The sequence below is a fragment of the Mucilaginibacter sp. KACC 22773 genome, from assembly GCF_028736215.1.
In the GTDB taxonomy this organism is placed as follows: Bacteria; Bacteroidota; Bacteroidia; order Sphingobacteriales; family Sphingobacteriaceae; genus Mucilaginibacter.
The window spans coordinates 2,770,312-2,792,906 of the sequence record NZ_CP117883.1 but is presented as its reverse complement, the minus strand read 5'-3'; the positions used below and the strand labels follow the sequence as shown (position 1 = coordinate 2,792,906).

At 44.3% G+C, this 22,595-nt stretch carries 16 protein-coding genes; 2 read left to right on the top strand and 14 right to left on the bottom strand.

Features of this window, described 5'->3' with window-relative positions:
- Positions 1-9: 9 nt before the first annotated feature.
- The 7 genes from PQ469_RS11845 to PQ469_RS11815 form a co-directional block, all read right to left on the bottom strand.
- A complete protein-coding gene (locus PQ469_RS11845) occupies positions 10-6,468 on the bottom strand; it encodes a carboxypeptidase-like regulatory domain-containing protein (RefSeq protein ID WP_274213146.1) in 6,459 nt (2,152 codons plus the stop codon).
- A gap of 4 nt (positions 6,469-6,472) precedes the next feature.
- Complete coding sequence (locus tag PQ469_RS11840; protein WP_274213145.1) at positions 6,473-8,167, bottom strand: hypothetical protein; 1,695 nt, start codon at positions 8,165-8,167, stop codon at positions 6,473-6,475.
- A gap of 319 nt (positions 8,168-8,486) precedes the next feature.
- The gene (locus PQ469_RS11835) at positions 8,487-8,642 is read right to left on the bottom strand and encodes a hypothetical protein (protein WP_274213144.1); all 156 of its coding nucleotides are present in this window, start codon (positions 8,640-8,642) and stop codon (positions 8,487-8,489) included.
- Positions 8,643-8,653: 11 nt separating this feature from the next.
- Positions 8,654-8,878 (bottom strand): hypothetical protein, encoded by a 225-nt coding sequence (locus PQ469_RS11830; protein ID WP_090639927.1) that lies wholly within the window; start codon positions 8,876-8,878, stop codon positions 8,654-8,656.
- 44 nt (positions 8,879-8,922) lie between these two features.
- On the bottom strand, positions 8,923-9,426 hold the full coding sequence (locus PQ469_RS11825) for a hypothetical protein (protein ID WP_274213143.1): 504 nt from the start codon (positions 9,424-9,426) through the stop codon (positions 8,923-8,925).
- 470 nt (positions 9,427-9,896) lie between these two features.
- The gene (locus PQ469_RS11820; RefSeq protein WP_274213142.1) at positions 9,897-10,808 is read right to left on the bottom strand and encodes a helix-turn-helix domain-containing protein; all 912 of its coding nucleotides are present in this window, start codon (positions 10,806-10,808) and stop codon (positions 9,897-9,899) included.
- An 84-nt stretch (positions 10,809-10,892) separates the two neighbouring features.
- On the bottom strand, positions 10,893-11,711 hold the full coding sequence (locus PQ469_RS11815) for an SDR family oxidoreductase (RefSeq protein WP_274213141.1): 819 nt from the start codon (positions 11,709-11,711) through the stop codon (positions 10,893-10,895).
- 201 nt (positions 11,712-11,912) lie between these two features.
- On the opposite strand from PQ469_RS11815, the gene PQ469_RS11810 reads away from it, so the two are divergent.
- Positions 11,913-12,680 (top strand): SDR family NAD(P)-dependent oxidoreductase, encoded by a 768-nt coding sequence (locus PQ469_RS11810; protein ID WP_274213140.1) that lies wholly within the window; start codon positions 11,913-11,915, stop codon positions 12,678-12,680.
- A gap of 92 nt (positions 12,681-12,772) precedes the next feature.
- Entirely contained in the window at positions 12,773-13,690 is a 918-nt protein-coding gene (locus PQ469_RS11805) for a helix-turn-helix domain-containing protein (RefSeq protein ID WP_274213139.1), read from the top strand.
- A gap of 120 nt (positions 13,691-13,810) precedes the next feature.
- Here the strand turns inward: PQ469_RS11805 and PQ469_RS11800 are convergent, their stop codons facing one another.
- From PQ469_RS11800 to PQ469_RS11770, 7 genes are all read right to left on the bottom strand, one after another.
- Positions 13,811-15,469, bottom strand: a complete 1,659-nt coding sequence (locus PQ469_RS11800) for a trypsin-like peptidase domain-containing protein (RefSeq protein ID WP_274213138.1) — start codon at positions 15,467-15,469, stop codon at positions 13,811-13,813.
- 106 nt (positions 15,470-15,575) lie between these two features.
- Positions 15,576-16,727 carry a TlpA disulfide reductase family protein gene (locus PQ469_RS11795; RefSeq protein ID WP_274213137.1) on the bottom strand — a complete coding sequence of 384 codons (1,152 nt, stop codon included), beginning with the start codon at positions 16,725-16,727 and terminating at the stop codon, positions 15,576-15,578.
- A 158-nt stretch (positions 16,728-16,885) separates the two neighbouring features.
- Positions 16,886-17,833: a hypothetical protein gene (locus tag PQ469_RS11790; protein ID WP_274213136.1), complete on the bottom strand. Its 948-nt coding sequence runs from the start codon at positions 17,831-17,833 to the stop codon at positions 16,886-16,888.
- Between the two features lie 26 nt (positions 17,834-17,859).
- A complete protein-coding gene (locus PQ469_RS11785) occupies positions 17,860-18,810 on the bottom strand; it encodes a hypothetical protein (RefSeq protein WP_274213135.1) in 951 nt (316 codons plus the stop codon).
- A 16-nt stretch (positions 18,811-18,826) separates the two neighbouring features.
- On the bottom strand, positions 18,827-20,239 hold the full coding sequence (locus tag PQ469_RS11780) for a PKD-like family lipoprotein (RefSeq protein WP_274213134.1): 1,413 nt from the start codon (positions 20,237-20,239) through the stop codon (positions 18,827-18,829).
- A 17-nt stretch (positions 20,240-20,256) separates the two neighbouring features.
- On the bottom strand, positions 20,257-21,105 hold the full coding sequence (locus tag PQ469_RS11775; protein ID WP_274213133.1) for a DUF4843 domain-containing protein: 849 nt from the start codon (positions 21,103-21,105) through the stop codon (positions 20,257-20,259).
- A gap of 10 nt (positions 21,106-21,115) precedes the next feature.
- Complete coding sequence (locus PQ469_RS11770) at positions 21,116-22,585, bottom strand: RagB/SusD family nutrient uptake outer membrane protein (protein WP_274213132.1); 1,470 nt, start codon at positions 22,583-22,585, stop codon at positions 21,116-21,118.
- Between the last annotated feature and the right edge of the window lie 10 nt (positions 22,586-22,595).

Sequence of the window (22,595 nt, the reverse complement as noted above, 5' to 3'; positions counted from 1 at the left end):
AGTTTAAAATTAAGGGCATACCGAACGGTCGCCACCTACGTGAATACCAAAATTGAGTCCTTTGCGTTGCGAATAACCGAGGTCGACATTAGCGGTAGCGCAAACTTTGGCACCGGCGGGTGGCAGGTCCCAGCAGGTATCTATCGAATTACAGCTGGGGCTGCAATTACCTATACTAAAGTCGGCCCTGCCACCTGCAGATCCTGAAATAAACCAGCCATCCGTATCATTACGGCCACCGCGGATATCATAACAAGCCTGGAAACCGGCGCTTACGCATAAACCAATGGCACATGCTTTGGCACCGCCCCCATATTTGCCTGATAAGCCAAGCAGGTAGCTATTTTCGGCAAAATTGAGCAACAGGGTTGATTTCGATTCTGTATAAAACCAAACGCTGGCGCTGGCTACATAAACATCAAAACCAATAGCCTTATTTTCGGGAATCCCGAGCGAAGCTGTACTGTTGAGGTAGATGCCCGAAAACTCGGTATTGATATACTCCGGCGCTGCATTGGCAAAATAATACGAGAGCCTGTCGGTACGGGTACGCGGGTTTTTGAGGCCTATCGCCATGGCATAATCTGCCCGGGCATTGATGAGGCCTAACAGCGAAAGATCCATGCCGCATCCAAGGAACACATACTTGTCGGTACTTTTACCGCTTAACACCAAATCGCCCTGGATATGAGCTTTCAGCAATCCTTTTATCGGCTCAATATCTGAGGTGACGGCTACCGTAAAATATTGGTTAGGTATATCCAGCACCAGATCGGCATGGGCCAAGTTCAGGTAATCTGCAACCTGCAGGGTAGCGTACCCTTTAATAACCGGCCCGCTCTCAACAGATACGCCGATAGGGGCGAGTTTAACCAGCGTGCCGGTTCCTGAAAACGATACATCTCCGTTTATATCTATCTTAAATTTCTTCTCCGCGCTATTGTAATTGAAACCGCCGCCTACACGCTCAATAGTAATAACCCCAACAGGTATTACGGTGCCCATACTAAAGGCTGCCCCTACATCAATACCCCCGGTTACTTTATAGTAATGAAAATCAATCGAGGCATTTATAGGAGTGCCCGGTATTGATAATGATCCCGCGCCGTCAAAACCATTATCCTTGATACCCACCTGGATCTCTGATTTCATTACCGGGATATCGATTGTGGCACCAAGCTTACTTACCGAAGCCTCTACCCCACCGCCTGCTTTAGCTTTAAAGCGGATATCACCTGCCGTGAATTTAACCATTGGCACATCTACTGTAAATTCACCCTGCACGCCGATAAAAGGAATTTGGTCGGTAGTGTTGAACTGGATGCTTTGCACTTTAAATTGGGCAAAGGCGAAATCGGCCGAGAAATCTGTCGGCGCATCTATCATAAACCGTCCGTCGGTTTGTATTTCAAAAACCGGAAGGTTGATCTCTTTAGTGATAAACGTATCAAACTTAATCTTGCCCGATCCGGCCAGTTTATAGGCTGATGAGCCCGGAGCCTTACCAAAGCTAAGTGGCGTACTACCCGGCATCAGTTTTACCACATTCAGCAGGTTTAAACCCTCATCGGGGATTTTGAAGCTGCCGCCGTAAAAAATATCCTTACCAACCCGCAGGTCTGAAAAGCTCACTGTAGATGGTACGGACTTTGGAATTTGCACGGTAATGCTGCCGCCAAAATTAAAGCCGTCTTCAGTAAACACCAGCGAGGCCAACGAAGCTTCCCAGCTACCGATAGATAGTTTGGGCAGATCGGTAGCTACTATTTTTAATTTGCTGATCTGTAACTGCGGGTTCAGCACAAAATCTTCAATTTTTAAGTTGATGGTTTTTATAACGCCCAGGTCGGGTGTACTTACCGATCCTTGCAGGTGAATGCCTTGCTGATCAACATAACTGTCGGCAAAAGCTATTTTCGCTTTAAAGCCGTATACCTCGGCTTCCCAATCCGTCATGTCGGCATCTGGTCCCGTAAACTTCAGTTTGGTTAATGCAGATGGCACCCCGCCCGAGCTAAAAACAGGTACCTCGGGCGATGAGGTGTTATCTGGTATTAACTGCGGTATGTAACTTTTGGCCAGCAGGTAACCCCGGCTGTTTGTTACATCGGTCATATCTAACTGCAGCTTGCCCTTTATCTCTCCTTTACCACCTGTTGTACCGGTAACAACCAGGGTTTCTCCATCAGGCTTAAGTATTAGCGGTAAAAAGTTAAATACCTTGAGCGAGAGTTGCGTCTCATCGGTTTGTACCTTATTTCCCTCTGGTATCGGGTTGTTTGATGCATCAAACGTAACCCGTACATTGGTAAACTTCAGCGCTATTTTATCATGGCTGCTCAATGCCGGAAAAAGCGGAGTAAGATCATTGAAGGCACCACTCACCCGGTAGGCATTGGCTCCATCGGGTATCATTTGATCAAGTGCCACCGGGAAACCCAATAAACTGCTGATGTTTTTACCGCCGCCGTCGCCAAGCGTAAAATCAACGGTCAATGGCGAAACGCCAACTATCACATTTTTGGCTAATGATATAAAACCAGATTTTGATGCTTTAAGACTAATACTTCCGGGGAGAAGATTGGTATCTGTGGGAGGCAGGCTGATCTGGTAACGGCCGTCGGCCCCGGTAAGGGTGTTAAGGTATGGCTGGCCTTCAACTTCAATAACAGCACCGCTTATGTTGTGCCCAGCCGCGGCAACAACCCCGCTAACCATTGTACCTTTTACAAGCTTAATAACCTGGGTAACTTCGGTACCATCCTCAATCACGTTTACCGTCTGCTCAACAGCCACAAGGTCCGATCCACTTGGCGGCATTACGCTTACTTTGGCGTGGCCACCAAAACCCTCGTAAAACCATTCGCCATTTTGTGCTACGTGCGATGTATCAAACAGGGCAATGGTAGCATTGTTTACCGGCACGCCATTCGGGTCTGAAATTTTAAACCTCACCCGGCCCGTACGACGTACCAGGTTACCGCAATCACCCATATCAATAGTGCGCACGGCCGATTGAACCAGCGGGTTATTGTGAAGATTTTTTGAATAAAGGTCGGCAAATTGGATAGCCGAGGCCCTCATTTGAACATTGTTGATAATGTTCCTATCGGTAACAGGGCTGTTAATTATCGGGTTATTGGCGAATATACTTCCGGCAGCACCGGGTGTATTATTAAGTACCAGCGCATTTGTTACCTGTTTTACATCGCTTATTGCCGGTGATGCGGTGCTTGCTATTGTTGGCCCTGCAAAACCAAACATGCTTGTTTTATAAACAAATCCCCGGTTAATTGACGCCTGGATACTACGGGTGGTAAAAATATTGGCATTAAGCTGGTTAAGCTTTGCTATGTTATCGCCGGGATTAAATATCGGGTTGATAATTCGTCCGGGATTAAAAACAACTCCGGGATTCTGTAAAACAATTCCAGTGCTATTGCCCGGCGCGGGGTTAGTATTTGCTTTTGGAGGTGCTGGAATCACGACATCTATGGTTTGTGAAATGTATCCCTCCTTCTCTATCATCAACTTATGGTTACCCTGGTAATAGCTTGTCTGGAAAAGGCCGTCCTCGCCCGAATTGAAATAAACCGTTGAGTTAACAAAATGCAGGCGGGCATTTGGAATGGCTTGTTTGGTAGATGAAACAGCCCTGCCCACTACACTCACAATATCTGGTTTGATGCTGAATATTACTTCCCTGTTTGACCCTTTGGCCAACGCCTGGAAAGTTTGCACTGTATCGGGCGTAACTTCCAGGTCCTGAAATTCGCTGCTTACTTTAATGAGTTTTACCTTAAAGTTCCTGCCATCTTTTAGCTGGGGTAAATTTGAAATGGTAAACCGGCCAAGTGAATCGGTTTTTGCGCTGTATGGGCCATAATCAGCCGATAAAACCTTCACAAGGTTTAGTTCATCTACCTGGCTTAAAACGCTCTGCGCTACCAAATTTAACTTATTTACATCGCTTGCAACGGTATTTGAAATGGGTGTAGGTGCTAGCGGAGCTGTTACAACAGCAGGCACCGGACGGATGGTTGCAGGGCCGTTAAGCCGTCCGCCGCTAATTGACAGCGAGTTTAGTATTAATGGCCGCGCAATAAGCCCGCTTGCAATAGGCACCTGGTTATTATTGCCACCTGTAACGAGTGCTATTTTAGAGCCTTCTCGTTTTAAATAGTCAACTACAGAACCCGCAAGTGGTGGTGGGCCAGGGTTCAATAAATCGTCCGTATTATATTCAACCTTAACTATGGCACCCGTAACAGGCACAAAACCTGTGGGGAGCGACATCCTTACTTCGCCAAATACATAAGCCGGCGTAGCTGTTAACCGGTAATCAGCTTTAACATTAAGTACCTGGTTAGATGCGAGGTAAAGGTTATGCGCTTCCAGATCGGTGGTTTTACCGTCAAAACGCTGGTTATGACTTTCAATAACCACTAAAAAACGCCCGCCATAAAATAGCTTGCCATACTTTAGTGTTCCGCCACCGGTGCCCATTTTTACACTATCAACCGAAACCTCAACCACACTACGGCCGTTTATAGTTACGGCATGTTTAGATTCAAAAGGAATATTCCCTTCCTGGTATAGGTAAGGCTCATTTTCAAAATCAATCTTATTACGGTAAATATGTACAACCGCTATCTTATCTTCCTGGCTGGCATCGGCAACATCGTCTAAAGTGAGTTTGGGCGTGTAGCGCAACGTGCGGGCCAGTAAAAGGACCTGTCCTATATCACGCATCCCCGTAGAATCGAGCTTACTTATGGGAATTTCGACAGTTTTCTGCTCAAAATTTTCAGACGTTATACTAATGATCAGTTTTGTGTATTTAGCTAAACCCATGTAGGAAGGATGGGTAAAATCGATAGCGAAATTACCCCCGCCATCAGTTTTACTGGTGGCTATCAACTCCTCTACCGGTGGCGGATCTAAGTTGTAGTGAAAACCGAAACTAAAATCGAACATGGAGTTTACAAAACTACTTGCCGGGAACGAATACATGCCCAGGTACGAAAAATCGCTTGTGTAATTAGTGGATTGTGTGACCGCTGTCGTGGTCGAAAAACCGTTTGTTGTCTTCCAGTTTGGATCAACAAGGCCTTTAATGACGATATCCGTATTAGGCAGCGCGTAACGTTCTGTGGCGCTGTCAACAACTATCGCGTCTTCGTTGTAAGAAAGGTTGGTACCTCCCGTTGTAGTCATAACAGCGCCCGCGCCCAATCCGGCTGTGGTTTGTACCGGCACATAAGGTATCAGGGTCGGATCTACCTGCGCGGCCGCGGCTATCCTGGAATCATTTAAAACATTAGGCGCATTAAATACAGGGATTCTCAAACCCGATATTGGCCTAGAGGCGAGGCCTGGTATAGGTGCACCGGTTAATACTATTGGCTGCGCCGTGGCCTTTCCATTAGTATTGCTTGGAACCGGAATAGCAGCCGACACACCACTGACGGGTGCCGACCCGAAATATTGAGGCTCTGTTTTTTTAAACGCCCATAACAGCTTGCCTTTGATGGTGTTGGTAGCGTATTGTACCGATTGAGCTTTCTGTTTGGCTTCCTCTTTTGCTTTTAAGGTATCTATCTTTACTATCGGTGGCCCGCCGTAAATGAACGACCTGACCTCGCTGCGGCCTTTATTACGAAAGGGGGTATTATTGAAGGGGTCAAACGCTTCTACCAGCATTGCGTAACGGCGGCCGGGCGTAAGCTGCGGATCGGCAGCATTATAAATGTAAGAATTGCCTGTAACTTCCTTTTCAAAAAAGTAGGGCTGCGTGGCCGACATCAGCGCATTGCTCGGATTCCTATCACCTATCACTTCCACCATCCTGAGTTTATACCGCACCGACGACATGATTTGGGGGGATGTACCCGGCGGCGTGCTCCATTGCATTAATACGATTTGCCCTGCGGCAGCAGATAGCTGCGCATCTTCCATCGGTGTGATGATGGTTGGCGGCTCCAGGCTGCTTATGATAAATGTATTGCTGCAGCCTACCGGCTCATCGGGACTTATCGGGGCATTGGTATCGTAGTCAAAAGCCTGTACGCAAAAACGGTAACTCCCCTCGGGTAGTCCATTTTTGTTGATGAAATCGCTTCTGGTAATGCCGGAGTATTTAACCTGGGTGTAATCAAAAAACTTGCTGATATCGTTTCCGTTAAAGCTGCGGGTTTGTCCCGGATCAAGCTCAATGGCGGCGGGGCTTTTATAGTTGGGCTTTACGGCAAGTATCACGCCATTATCCCCTGTAACGGTGCCCCTGAGCTGGATGCGCTGCCTTTTAGATGATACGTTTGTAACTGCAATTACCATTAACTGCGGCTGCGACGAATAATCGGTGATCTTACGCGGATATGGCGGCAAAATCTGTATCGATACGCTGACCTGTGCTTTTAAAGGTTGCCAGGCAACACAAATAAGTAAAAATAAGAGTAGTTTTTTCATGTTTTTAAAAGCTTAGTAGATAACTTAATTCCCCGCGTGTTTCTGTAAAATTTGGTTGCAGCTGCGGCGCTGAAGTTTTTGCCTTGTTATTGGTAAGGAAAAAATTAAAGGATACAAGCTGCTTATTGGTAACCCGGTATCCCAGGCTGCCGGTACCATTGATGATAAATGTATCCTCGCCGCCAAGGGCTTTGCTGCTGGTAAAAGTGCCGCTTAAACCAGTTTGCAGTTTCTGAAAAAAAACCTTGTTAGCCCCTGCAGTTACCGACCTAAAACTGTTGCTCATGCCCTGCCCGCTTAATTTGGTGTCGGAGATATTGACATAGGCACTCAGCATTCTTTTGGTGAAGTTGATGTTATAGCTCAGCATGTATTGATTTGTTTTTATGCTGCGCGATACAGCATCGGTGCTGTAAAAAGTGTTATAATCATTTAAACTGTTACGGGTAAACGAGCCGGAGATCATGTGTATCAAATCGGTACTGATGATCATGTACCGGGGCATGACGGTAATGGTTTGGGTGGTTTGAACAATCTTAAGCGAATCGGCAAATAAAACGGTTTGGGCTTTTTGATTATCGGAGAAATTGGTATAAACCGCATCTATTGACAATGATTTGGTAATATCAATACCTGCGTTAAACGCTCCGATAATACGGTGGTTGGTTGCCCGTTTCTGATCTTTTATATTGTCGTGCTGAAAGCCGAGGCTACTGTTAAACCTTATTTTGCCTTTGGCAAGATTTGCCGATGGGCTCACCGTCCAGTTTTCATAATCCGAACTGAAATAGTAGGCCCCCATGGTTTGAAAATCGGGGTCAACGCGTTTGTATTTCAGTTTGAGGCCGTAGTTCCGGCTTTTATAACCCAACCCGGCCGAAAAGGCGGTATAATATTCGGATGTACCATTTAACCCGAAAGTGGTGCGGAGCTTATTCAATAAGGTAGTGCCGCCATTTTCAAGCGAAATTGGTGAATTAACGTCATTGGTATACACGCTTAAAGCGCCATCGCTTTCAAACATGAAGTACTTTAAGAAGCTGAACCGCGAAGTATAACCCATCACATCATTTCTGGCCGGGCTTATATAATTTTGCTGTGGGGTAATACCTTTGGGTTTAATGGTATCATCTTTGGCACTCAGGTAACTCAATTCAAAAAAGTTACGGTCGGTTCCGTAACCAAGTTTAGCGGCGTATCCTTTTCTTGAAAAGGAAAACGGCACTAAAGCCTGTGTTGTGGTATCAATGGTAGTTGCCCGGTTAAGCCGACCATACATAAAACCAACCCGCAACTTGCCAGGGTTTAGTTCAAAACCTGCCCCAAGCATGGTATGGCCGCCTAACGTATAAGGTGAAAAAGAAATATCCCTATATCCAACGTGTACAGTAACCCATTTATAAGTTGGACTAATTCCGAACTGGTTAAACGGCTGTCTGAATGATTTGTCGGATTGGCTGAAGCTGAAAGACAGCGGTACATCCAGGCCATACAAACTAATTGTTGGGTTGCCCGAAAAATAGTATGTAAAAGGGGCGCGGCGATCCGGAATACCTGTTGCATTATAAAAAATACCCTGTGCCAGGATATTGCCCGACAGCGTTACCGGCTTTTGACGAGAGATATTTTCAAGGTCCTGGGCATGAAGCCGGTAATGCCCGCAATAAACGAGAACTAAGAGTAATAGGCATTTTTTCATTGCAGGTTGATTGATGAACACCATTGAGGTGATGGGTTTAGTCCATGGTCAGCCGATAAGTTTATCGATATGCTGACTTTGTAAATAAGTTATCTTAATGGCCAAATGACAGGCCTGGAATAAGGGTGAAATTTTGATTGTTTACAGGTTTCATAGGTATTGGGTTTGATGTGATTTAAGGTTATTTGCCGATAGGTTACCGATAAAGCAAATTTCCGTTACAAAAAAACGTTTGCCGGTTAACAAAAACTTTCGCGGTTGTTGCAGATACATTATAGTTTGTTACATTTTTTATTCCAGTGGGCAATAATTACAGCAATCAGAGGATAAAAAGAATAGCAGGCACAGCCGCCACGCTGCCGGCTGCGCCAAAATATTCGGTCCAGTGGGGCCGCGTTAGCGACAGTAAAACAGCAGCAACAACGGCGGTAATAATTCCGGGTACGTTTATCCCCCAATATTTTTTATCGGGCATGGCGGTAGTTATTAAGGTTTACGGGGTGGACTTATTGAATTGCTACCTTCCCGGTAATTTTTACCGGCCAGTTTTTTCCTTCTGTCGTTCACAAGGCTTACTGTGGCATATATAAATACGGCCAACATTGCCAGTATCTCCAGAACGTCTTTTTTGACAATTCCGTCCACCACGCAAATGGGGCCCAGCACGACCAGGCAAATAAGGGTTGGTTTTCTCGGCAATAGAACAGCCATGATAAATAACTTAAAAGGTTACCAAATTTGAAGGCTATATTAACTTATTTTACAACCAGGTCTGTTTCGGCGTTCAACTCATTGCCGGCTTTAACCTTGTCCCAAATGTGAACTTTAACGTGGTAGGTTTCGCCGGCAACCATTGGTTTGGCAATGGTGATATCTCCGCGCAGTTCGGAAGCCTCCGCCGGCAGATGGCCTTGGTCGCCGGCAAAAAGGTCGTCGGCTTTAAGTATCGGGGTCCCCTTTTTATTAGTCACCAGAAGCATCATTCCCGGGAAGACCTTTCCATCCTGAAGCCCATAATTGTCTATCCCTAATGCTGCGATGGCGATGCGGGTATTGATTTGTACCTTATTATCGGTCATCCGCTTATTGGCCGGGTCTATCAATAATACATCCCGCACCCTAAAGCCATTGTAGCTGAAGGACAGGCCGGTAAGGAAATCTTTTTTAGTGCCTTTACTAAAGTTACACGCGGTAAGTATTAAAACGCCTGATATGACTGGAGCAAGCAATATCATCCAGGCGGGTTTAGGAATTTTCATAAGTAGATAGGTTAAAGATTATTTGTGATTTAAACATGCATCCCCCATTACCACCAGGGATGGTAACGACGGTATAAACGTTAGCAAATAAACGTATCCGTTCAGAAAATCACTTTCGTGCATGTTGCAAATCCTTTCGGTTTTGTTACATTTTATAGCGACAGGCGACAAAATGTCTAAAGCTCCAGGCTGTTTTAAAGGTTATTGGTTTCTTCTAATCTACTTCTTACAAACACAGCATGTTAAACCATCTTTAGCACAACGCTTACCGGCTATACAATTCAAAAAAAAGTTATAAGGGTTGCTATTCCTGTACAAAATACCAGAAGCATGCTTGAGGTATTGAATGTGAACATCGGGTAGATTGAAAGAGAATTAATAAGTATCAAAACCAGAAAGCATAAATCCACAGCTTGCCGGCTGAACCACTTCGCTCGTGAATCGTTTGGCAAAATTGCGATCGAAACTTCTTAGTCCATGTTGCGAAACTCGACAGGCGTTTTACCTGTCTTTTGCTTAAAAAGCTTATTAAAATATTGGGGATATTCAAAGCCCAGTAAGTAAGCTACTTCGCCGACTGACTTATCAGTGTTGATCAGGATATTTTTGGCTTCTTCGATTAAATAATAGTGGATATGGTCCTGCGCATTCTTCCCCGTTTCTTTTTTTAGGAGATCGCTCAGATAACCAGGCGATAAGTTGACCTTATCTGCCAGGTTTTTTACACTTGGTAAGCCCCGCTCTTTAATCCCGGCCTTGCTAAAATAATCGCGCAGTATTTTTTCCACTTGCATGACAACTGAACTATTCGCACTTTTTCTTGTAATAAATTGTCGCCCGTAGAAACGTGCACAATAATTTAAAAGCAGCTCGATATGGGATACAATGACGGACTGGCTATGCGTATCTATATTCTCATGTAATTCATTGTCCAGTTTCTGCACGCAATCATAAAAGATACTTTTCTCTTTTTCGGACATATGAAGCGCTTCCCACACTTCATAAGAGAAAAAACTATAGTCTTTCATTTTATCATGAAGACTGGTTCCTCTGATCAGGTCGGGATGAAAGAATACGCCCCAACCCTCCTTTTCGGTGTACGCGCCAATGTCGGTTTCCAGGTCTAATACCTGGTTCGGTGCAATACACATCAGGCTGCCGTTATTGAAATCGACAACCTTACGGCCGTATTTTACATTATTGCCATCATACCGCTTAAACAATAAGCAGTAGTAATCGCAGGATATCCTGGTGTTTTCTGCCACCTGCTCATCAACATTGCTAAAGTCGATAACGGCAACAAGCGGATGTTTAAGTGACTGATGTAAGTTGAAGAACTTGTAAACATCGGCTATCTCGGAAAAATGAAGCGATATGCTCATAGCGTATTGACTAATAGCTTTAAAGTTACAGATTTTTGGCAATACACAGGGCCGTAGTATTGCAGCAGCCCTGTGTGGCTTATCCTAATCAAGCTTAAACAGACCTTTGATTCCCTGCAAAAAAGTTTGATCGTCAGCTTCCTTGCGTTGGGCAACAATTCTCTTCGCATCTTCTCCTGCGGTGTATCGAAGCTTATTGGTGCTATCTGTTGCTGCTTCGTAAATAACTTCGGCAACTACGCGGGCAGGAGAAGCATTCTCAAAGAAGGCAGGCATTCCTTCGTTTACTTTCTCCACAATACCTTTGTATTCAGTCATCGATTCATCGTTACTGAAGTCAAGCGAACGGCCGGCAAAGTCCGTAGCGACGGCGCCAGGTTCAACGATTTTAATTTTCGCGCCGAATTGCTCCAGTTCGTAGCTCATGGCCTCTGATATTCCTTCCACGGCAAACTTGGTACCGTGATATAAGGCGCCGAGGGGAAAAGCCATCTTGCCGCCTATAGACGATATGTTGACGATGATGCCGCTTTTATTGCTGCGAAAGTGAGGCAATATTGAACGGGTTACATCAATAAGCCCAATAACATTGGTATCAAACTGGCGGATAATATTTTCCCTTGAAAATGCTTCCAATGGTCCGAATGCGCCATAACCTGCGTTATTAACCAAAACGTCAATCTTTCCAAACTGTTTAATGCCTTCGGTTATCGCCCGTTGTATACTATCAACGTTAAGAACATCCAGCCTGGCCAGGATTACATTATCCAAAGCTTTAAGTTCTGATTCGCCTTCGGGATTTCTCATTGTAGCTATCACATTCCAGCCTTTTTCCTGAAATAATATAGCTGTTGCTTTACCTATTCCGCTGCTTGCACCGGTAATTAAAATTGTATTTTTCATGTTTTAATTATTTTGATAACACAAAGGTCAGCGTAAACTGATAGCAGCAGGTAACACAAATTCCGGTAAGTTGTATACTTATTACGGTCTATTAAACCAGGTAAATAAATTATTCATTTCGGTTACAACTCTCCTTGATTTGGTTACAGGTGCATAAAATGAAACGCAGATTTTTGTTTCATAACAGTTAATCAAAATCTTATGGAAGATCAAATAACATCTGCGAACAAACCGATTGCCTTAGTGACCGGCGCTAACCAGGGTGTAGGTAATGAAATTGCCAAAGCGCTCGCCGCTAACGGTTATGTGGTATATGTGGGTTCGCGTAAATTGGAAAATGGCGAAAAAGCAGCCGCAGCAATAGGGCAAAATGCAAAGGCTATACAGCTGGATGTTACGCAACAACAAAGCATTAACGCGGTAATAGCGCGCATTGAAAACGAACACGGCCGCCTGGACCTGCTGGTGAATAACGCAGGTATATCACACGGCGGAACATCTCCAAAAAGTCCGGAAGAGCTCATGAGCACCGGGCGTGCCGTCAATGTATCACTTGACGAAGTGCGTGCTGTGTGGGAAACCAATGTTTTCGGCGTTATTGCTGTAACGCAGGTTGCTTTACCTTTGCTGCGTAAGTCATCGGCTGCACGCATAGTCAATGTATCAAGCGGACTGGGATCACTCACCTGGATATCTGACCCGGCTTGCTGGGCAAGAGAACATTTCGGTATTGTTTACGCCGCCTCTAAAACTGCACTTAACGCGGTTACACTTGCCTTTGCCCTGGAGCTTGAAAGGGAGAACATCAAGGTGAACGCCACCAGTCCGGGCTATACGGCTACCGCGCTCAACAATTTCCAGGGAACTGACAGCCTGGAAGTTGGATCACGCGAGCCGGTTCGGGTAGCCCTGGAGACCGACGGCCCCACTGGCGGCTTTACTGGCCCTGAGGGACCTCTGCCCTGGTAATTACGCTTAACGGGTACCAGCGTAATCTTATTCACAAACCAATTATGACCGGGAGCTGAAACAGCATCCGGTCGTAATTATTACCTTTCAGTATGAAAAACAACATACCAAAAGTTATTAAACTCGGATCGATAACGGAAATACATCGTTTGCTCGGTATCCCGGGGCCTGCTCACCCGCTGATCAGTTTATTGGATACCAGGGACGAACGGATCAACCTGAGTCGCCTGCCGGTAAGCTATGTTACCACACTTTACAAAATATCTTTTATTAATAAGTTAGGTGGTAAATTCAGATATGGGCAGGGGTATTATGATTTTGACGAGGGAAGTATGGTTTTTACAGCACCGAACCAGGTAGTGGGCAGTACAGCGATTTATAAGGGAAACGAGGGGTATTCTTTGATTTTCCATCAGGATTTTCTCCATGGTTATCCGCTTGCTGTTAAAATAAAACAATACGGTTTCTTTTCCTACGCTTCAAACGAGGCGTTACACCTTTCTGAGCAGGAAAGGGCGACCATTTCTGCCGTTTTTACCATTATTCAGGAAGAATTGAACAGCCGGATAGATGATTTTAGCCACGAAGTAGTTATCGCACAGATCGAATTGCTATTGAGTTACGCCAGGCGCTTTTACAAAAGACAATTTCTGACCCGGCAGGCAGCCAGCAGCGATCTGCTGCTTCGGCTGGAAGAATTACTCGAGTCTTATTTTAAGGAAGATAAGCCGGCCAATCAGGGATTGCCTACTGTACAATACCTGGCTGAACAGTTAAACTATACACCGAACTATTTAAGTGATATGCTGCGCTCACTCACCGGACTAAACGTACAGCAGCATATTCATGAAAAGCTCATCGGGCGATCTAAAGAATTACTCACTACTACCACTTTAACCATCAGTGAAATAGCTTACCAATTAGGGTTTGAGCATTCCCAGTCCTTCAGCCGGCTTTTTAAAACCAAGACCAGGCTTTCGCCTGTACAGTTCAGGCAAGCGTTTAATTAATTTTTTAGATGAGCGAATCAATGGTAGGGAAATTTGGCAACGGGTAAGATAATTTTTTTTCAGTATTCAGGCCGCTGGCAATTTTGATTTCCGGGCAAACGACGTTTATTAAAACGCGATCTACAGTGTATCAGCAATAAATTTACAAACTATTTTTGATGGCACGGTAATACTAACTGCCCTGCTGTATCGCCCTATATTAACACCGTAAAAACGACCATAGTTATCAAATACCGGTCCGCCGCACCTTTGTGGAGTTAGCATTGAATCATGTGCAAATACGTCCTTAAAACCATCCCTCCTACCACTTTTGCCACCTGTAAACAATTCTGCCGGGTGATCAAAATGTACCGCAGGGACAGTACCAAGCACCAAAGTTTTGGTGATTAAAGCGCCACCTCTTTTTACCTTTAACGTTAAGGTATCTCCCGGCCAGTGATTTTGCATCTCCGCTTTAAAATCACCTGCGGTGCGTATTGCTAAACCGTTTATGTAGTTCACCTCGTCTTTTGCAAGCAGACCATTTTTTGCCGCTGGCGAAAGTGGTTTTATCCATAAAGCAGATGCAGCCGCGTTGTTATCACCCACAAACACGCCAAGATAACCTGCATTTACCACTTTGGGAAGTAAAAACAGTTTACTCCCTAAAACCCCGGTTACATCTGATGTATCGGGCTGTGGCGATCGCAAAAAAGTGCCCGGTATTAAATTGAAAGTAGTATCCTTACAAATTTCTTGATAAGTTATTCCTCCCTTGATATCAGATGCAGGCACTAAAAGTACAAGATCGTTTTCTTTATCCCGGGAAATAACAGTCGCTTCAACTATTTTTTTTCCGATCATCACTATCGGTGCATCGGCTACTATCGAACTTTTACTTACGATGATGGTATGGCTTTTAATTGTCTTAAAATGCAATCCATCAACAGAAAAAAGCGCGCCCAAAGCCTGCTGGCTAACACCATTAAAATTGCTGCGGATAGCTACACAGGTACCGATATGTTTGGATAAATGGGCAGTGGAAAGCTCGTTAAACATTCTTTTGCTAACCGGCGGAACTGATACCGGCACACTATCGGGCAACGTATGATAAACTGCCGGGCGCATTAAGCTTTTCCAGTACTTTTTATAAAGGTCAACCGGCACGTCGTAGTTTGCATCTTCAGGAACTTCAATTGCGCTGTGCAAGCCGACTACATTCCCCGAAAGATTAAACAGCGGACCTCCTGAATCGCCGGGCTCCATCATACAAGTTGATTTGATAAACCCACGGCTGTTTTTCACCTCGGTTACATGACCAAATCTTACGGTAGGTTTATCCTGGTTCAAGCTTTCTGGATAAGCAATACTAATCAATGGTTCCGATAAAATAAGCCTTGCCGAACTCCCCATATCGGCATATGGCCAGTCGCCTTTTGTAATGATCTGCATTATGGCTACATCAGGAAGGGTTTTATCAGCTGCTAATTCTATCTTACCCAACGCAACAGCAATAGCCTCTCTTCCATCCGGGAACATTACTTTATAGGTAAGGCCTGGCCAGGTAACGTGCGCAGCGGTTAGTATGTGATGCTCCTTATCAACCACTACCCCGCTAAACTGCCCGCCGGTACGTTTATTGGCCGATGTATCGTAGCTCCACATACGCACACAAGCGGGATAAGCTTTTTGAATACCCGCTTTCAACACTTCTTCGGTTTTGTTTGTTTTGTTTTGCTGAGCATATGCATATTGTATTAGCAACACAGCTACCAGGAAAACGAAATGAAATTTCTTCATCAGTTGTTTTATAACATTGTACAATGTGTACAGATGAAAACCCAGGTTATACAATTATCAAAGCCAATTGATACGCTTTGAGTTATTGTATAGCCTGGGTTTAAAATTAGTTTTTAAATGTTTCGGCCAGTTTTTTGTTCAATTCTTCTCCTATCAGGTTCACGCCTATTACTTTACCATCTTTATCAAGTAAAAAGTTTTGCGGTACAGCCCTTACGCCATAAAGGTGACCAACAGCGTTGTTCCAACCTTTTAAATCGGATACGTGAGTCCAGGTAAGATTATCGGCAGCAATAGCGTTTACCCACTTGCTATGATCGCTATCAAGTGATACAGAAAGGATCTCAAAACCTTTGGCCTTGTATATTTTATACTGATCAACCAGGTTAGGGTTTTCGGCGCGACATGGCGAGCACCAGCTTGCCCAAAAATCTACCAATACATATTTACCCTTGTAGCTGGCTAAAGAAACCGGCTTGCCGTTTACATCATTTTGAGTAAATGCCGGTGCCTGCGCACCAATAACGATGTTCTCCATAGCCTCAATACGTTGCTTTAACTCCTTACCAACATCTGTTAACTGGTATTCTTTTTTAAGGGCATTGAAAATGGGCTTAACTATTTTAGGATCAAATTTATTTCCTATACCTTCAGACAGCCCCACCAGGCCGAAGTAAGAATCAGGATGATCTTTGGCAAACTGGATTTGCTTAGCAAAATGGTCATCCATTTTTTTATGATACCGCTCGCCTACTTCCTTTACAAATTCCTGGTCGTTTTGCAATTCCGGTGAACTGGTGATCTCGGCGTTAGCTTCTTTTGCAAACTGCATTACCGTGCCGCCGGTGGTTTTTACATAAGCCTGATATTCGTTATAAACTTTTGATCCGGTGAAAATAGCGTTAGCCAGGGAGTCCTTGGAGGTGATCTCAACATTTTCTTTACCAAAATAAATATAGATCACGTCGGAAGCAGGCATGTAAATAGCCCGGTCTTTACCACCGCCATCGTGCGATAGCGCCATACGTGCGGTAGCATAGCCCGAGTTATGGCCGGTAAACTTGAAATTTCCGTTAACCAGCACAGCCGAGTCGGTGTGGTTTGCCCCATTGTCCATGTTATCCATATAGTCGAGATAAGCTTTGGCAGGCGCGTTTAGCGTACCGATATGACCGGTAATTGTAAAATTGTTGGCTGTTTGTGCAGATGCGATGCATGGTGCCAAAGCGGTAAGGATCATTAAAATTCCTTTTTTCATTTTTATGTGTTTTAGATGTTTCATTTTGATATTTTTTTGAACAAACTAATGGATGGCCGCCAACGCTTTCCATCGACGATGTTTCGTTCTCACCGAAACTGCTGCCAGGAGCTTTTTTGACGGCCTTTCCAAAAGCTAACTATTACTGATTTTAGTTTTTAATATGGATATTTTACAGCAGGAAAATCCTCCTGCGCATTTTTAAACTCCTGCTCCCATTCCATGCTCCAGCCAAATGCCAGGGTGGCCTGTGCCTTCAGGTTTACGCCTGCGGCGCCGCTCCAGAAGTGAATAAATTCGCCCCAGTTTAAGTTGCGGGTGTACTCATAGCCTATGGCATTTTGCTTTTTGGGGAAATTTGCAGCTAACAACTTAAAGTACTTGCTCAATACTGCCGCGTGCCCGTATTTTGAATAAATAGGGTAAAACCAGTTTTTAAACCACTGCGAGTTTGCCCGGGGAAAATTATCATACTGTGACTGCATTTGCGTAAATACACGGCCGGCTTCATCTTCCATGCCAATATTCATCAGTACATCGTAATTATAGATCTCCATAAACTTACTATCGCCCCAAAGCACATCAGAGGGTGAACCCTGTACGCCGTTGTTGGCCCCGCAAATAATGTGACCGGTTTCATGTACCGGGATACCGATGATTTGCCCGGTTGGCGTCGCCCAGTCGCCCAGTCCACAATCAATTGCGTTGCGGTAATCATGGCTGGCATCAAAATACGACGCCGGGTGACCGCCGCCTAACGCGTCATCAAAAGGGGTTACTATACCATGCAATACCACGTATAAGCGCGATGAGTCGCCAAATGCGCCGTACGTTTTCTTGGCATATTGCCAAACCTTCGACATTGTTTTGTAAGGCCAGGTAACCGAGGTATCCATATTGGCGTCGTAGTAAATGGCATCATCAGCATCGTAATACACTCTTTTCAGTAAATAAACATGTGGGCCTCCCCAATGCTCCTGCCAGGTTTTAGGCGGCGGCCCGCCATAAATTGTCCCGGTACTTTTTGCTAAATCCTTTTTGCACGCGCTTAATAAAGCAAGGCATGCCAGGCATATTAAAATGCTTAATTTATTAGTGGCCTTCATTGTTGTAATTTCTTGTTATTAAAAATCTAATAGGCGTACTTCACATTAGGAAAATCTTTTTGGGCCTGCCTGAATTGCTGCTCCCACTCATCAGTCCAGCCGAATGCGAATGTTGCCTGGGCTTTCATGTTATCGCCGGTAGCACCGCTCCAAAAATGGATAAACTCGCCCCAGTTTAAATTCTGGGTATATTCTGCTCCGTGCGGGTTTGGCATTTTAGGATAATTGGCAGCCAACAGCTTAAAGTATTTGCTAAGCACAGCAGCATGGCCGTATTTTGAATAAATAGGATAAAACCAATTTTTAAACCACTGCGAGCCGGCACGCGGAAAGGTATCTACCTGTGCCTTAAGCTGATCATATACCCTTGATGCCTCATCCTGCCTGCCAATGTTCATGAGCACATCATAATTGTAGATTTCCATAAACTTACTATCGCCCCATAATACGTCAGATGGGGAACCTTTTACTCCATTATTGGCTCCGCAAACAATGTGGCCGGTTTCGTGAATAGGGATGCCTATTTGCTGCCCCGTAGGATACTTCCAATCGCCCAGCCCGCAATCTATAGCGTTGCGATAGTCATGGCTTTCATCAAAATAAGATGCTGGATGGCCACCGCCAAGAGTTTCTTCAAATGGGGTAGTTATCCCGTGCAAAACCACGTATAGCCTGGCCGAATCGCCGAAAGCGCCATACGTTTTTTTAACGTATTTCCAGGTATCTGACATGGTTTTGTAAGGCCAGGTTACCGATTTATCCATTGACGGATCGTAATACACTGCTACAACGCTATCAAAATAAACCCGGTTTAGCAAAAATGTATGCGGACCGCCCCAATGCTCCTGCCAGGTTTTGGGTGGCGATCCCGGCGGATCATTTTCTATCGTGGCTGTTTGTTTATTTTTCTTACATGCTGCTGCCAGGAAAACCAAAAGCATGACCGAAACAAGAATTATGTTTTTTGAAAATTTCATGATCTTAATTTTTTACTTACTTAATTACGATATCAACCGGCGAACCGGGGATACCGTCAAGCTGTTTTGTTACTACACCGTTTTTACCTACGCTAACATCAAGGGTATACAGGCTTCCGGCGACACCGGCAGTAAGTGTATTACCATCGGCACTTAGCTTTATCATGCTTACTTTTTTGCCCCCCATATTGGCATCTAAAGTGCGTAAATCCTGATTTAAAGGATTGTAGCGATATATTTTATCGTCAGATGTGAAGTAGAAGACATCAACCGCCGATTTTTGCCATTTGGTATCGGCTTTTATATACGCCTCGGCTTTAAACTCGCGTTTGTAATAAGTTTCTATAGCGCGTTGCGAATAGTCATCCATATCGATGTAAAAGGAAAGCTCATATATTTTGCCATCGGTATCCCTGAAATAAGCGTAGGATTGGCCTGGCTGTGCCTGCATAAATACCAGGTCGGTAATACCCGTGTTAAGCGGATTAAAGGCTTTGCCTTTTACCGTGTAGTCGGCCCCCATATAATTGCCGCCGCCATCAAAAGAAACAAATGCTTTGGTTGCTAAATCGAACCCAAAAAAGTAACCGGGCGTACGGGTAAAAAACTTAGATAGTGTGTAAGTACCCGATTGCGGGTTTGAAAACTTTCCAAAATCCGGTGCAAACGGCGCAGTTGAGGTAACGGACAAATAAAGCTTATTATTGATAACACCTGTTGGTACACCCATTGAGGCTTCAAACCCCTGCGGAGTGATGGTAGCCGGTGCAACAAAAAATTGTTCGTTAAAATACCTTTTCCTAAGCATGGTATTACCATCAATGGTCACGCTGTTTTTGGTTGGGTCCTGGCAAATAACCCAATAATCTTCGGCTGTGCCAGGCTGATAAGCCAGGGGTTTGGCGAATAGCTGAACAGGGTTATTGGGTAGATTTTCGCCCATAAGAGAAAAATAAAGGTTGCTTAATACAGACCTGTCGGGTTTTATAAAAGATAGCTTAGTAACGCCATTATCAACACTCAATACTGTTGTACCTGTTGAAAACTGGGTATTACCCTGTATTTTGAACGGAAAAAAGTATTTGATACCGTTACGTTTATCGGTAACAGTTAATTTAGCGTTACGCAGCTTTGGCGGCAAGTTATACACTATTGCAAGGGGATAGCCGGTATAAGTATCTGTACGCGCATCTTCATCTACATAAATATCCCATTGATAGGAAAGATCTTTCAGGTAATCGGCACCATCAAACTGTACATAGGGTTCAAGCTTTAGGGTATCGCCAACCAGCGCATTAAACGTACCATCAGTAAAATTCACCACAATGGGCTGCGATGGCGGATTATACTTATAGTTACCTAAATCCTTTTTGCAGGCGCTAAAGAACAAGGCAAACAGCATAGGTATATATAATATTTTGTACTTCATTACTTTTTAATTAATTGTTATATCAGAATCTGATTTTTATTCTCATCCATAAAAATGAGCTGCTTAACGGTTGGGAAGTATTTGAGCCAGAACTTTTTATTGGGCGCGGCCTGATTATAAAAATCATAGTCGCCGGTGTTATCGCTCCGTGGGGTAAGTACAAATCCCTTGCTTGGATTTTGCTTGATCCAGTTAAAAGGATCAATCAAAAACTCGTGCATATTATTGATATAGTACAAATCGCGGGGGATATATAAGAAGTAATTAGGATCAACCTGTGGATTAAGCTGTACCAGGTCTGTAGTGCCCGATGAAATTAAAAACAGTTGGTGCTTTACCCTGCTGTAACCACCCAATTGTCCCCAATATGGCCACCATGCGGGTTCTTCTAACCTGTTGGAGAAAACGATTTGCTTGGAGCGGATATCCAGTGGCAGGTTCGATGAAAAATCTGTCCCGCCCGAAACCTGGATAGCGAGTTTTACCGAGTAATTGACCAAACCTGTATCGGTATTTAAAATAATAACCGGCACATGTATCGTACCCGAGTCGGCAGGCATAGTATATGATGGTTTTAATGGCTGATAATGCAAAGTGCGCACAGCCGAAGAATTGGCCGCATCAACGCTCAACATAAAGCTCCGGGGATGGTTAACCCTGTTACCTGATATTTTTACGGGCACCCAAACGGTATCCTGGTTTAAGGTTGGCTTATAGGCAAATGAATATACTACGCTGTCGGTATTGGCATACCCAAGGTAAATATTATCCTTGCCGCCGGGTGCATTGTATGTAGTTAAAGTCTCTTTTTTACAACTGGCAAGGGCCGCGCAAATAAGAAAGGCAAATAATAATTTTCTTTTCATATCTGTTTTTTTAGTTGGTTCTGTAAGCCTGTTCATCTTGCGGCAGCGGGAACATAAACACCCCATTTGATGGCTGTATATTTTGCGTTGATGACACCACTACCGCATGGTTCAAGCGTTTATACATATAAAACATCTGGTTTTCAGCATAAAACTCTTTACGGGCTTCGGCCAGCAGTAAATCGATGAAGGCGTTTTTGGCCGGTACATCTATAAGTGTGTTGCCTATCCCGCGTTTTGCCCTTATGGTATTATAGTAGCCTATCGCCTTAACCGGGTCCGTGTCGTAGCTTGCTTCGGCAGCTATATAGTACATTTCACTTAATCGTATAGCCGGTGCAACCAGTGGATGGAGATTAGGTTCGGGATCAAGATTGGTGATGTATTTTTGCAACACAGCACGGTTTGGCCCGCCTGTAGTAGCCGCGGTTGATAAAAACCATTGCTTATAGCGCCAGTCTTCGGCCCCATCCTGGCCTACCTGGTAAATGTCATTAACCTGGTCAACCGTGGCACTGTAAAGCGGGTTACTTACAGTAAACAGGCTTTGAAGCTGGCCGTTAATGCCTTTAGTGTCAATAAACCAGGCGGCAATCAGCTCTTTATAAAAGATCCTGTCCTTTTTCTGAATGTCGCTATTGAAAAAATCGTCCTGATCTGTAAAAGGGAATCTTTTAGCGTTGATTACTTCTAATGCATTGGCAAGACTGTTAACCTGGTCGCTCTTATACAAATAAACCCGGGCCAACTCGCCGCAAACAGCGTAATAATTAAGGCGATGACGCCTGTTTTGCAAAAACAGATCATTACTTGCTGTTTCGGTACTACCAACTGTTGATGGATAGCCAATTACATAGGCCGATGAAATGATAGGATCAGACATCAGCAATGTTTTTGCCGCGGTCAGGTCGGCAATTATTTTCGTGATCGCGTCGGCGGTAGTCGAAAACGGCGTACTGGTAACACCTACGGTAGTAACGTATGGTATCGCTTTGATACTTGGCCCCACTTTATACGATGGACCAAACATGCGGAGTATATCAAAGTGCAGGTAAGCCCTTAATGCCAGGGTTTCGCCTTTAATCAATTGGTAATCCTTATCGGCAAACAGTCCTTTTTTATCGTCAATAGCTGCCAGGATATAATTACAATTGGCTATTGCGCGATAGGCTGATGACCAGGTATTATCATTTTTTGCTACAACGCCACTAAGGCTATAATTAAAATTAGCGGTAGATTGCAGTATCACATCATTAAACTGGTAATTCTGCGATAAGATGTCATTATTGAATGTCAGGACGCCACCATACAGCGATGACGATGCACAGAGGGTATAAACCCCGTTTAAGGCCTCCTTAAATCCCTGTTCTGTAGTAAAAAGATCGTCTTTATTGATTTGCGACTGCGGCTTAACATCCAAAAACTTTTTGCATGATGTAAGCAACATGATAACCACTACGGTGTATAAATATTTTTTCATGTTAGTCATT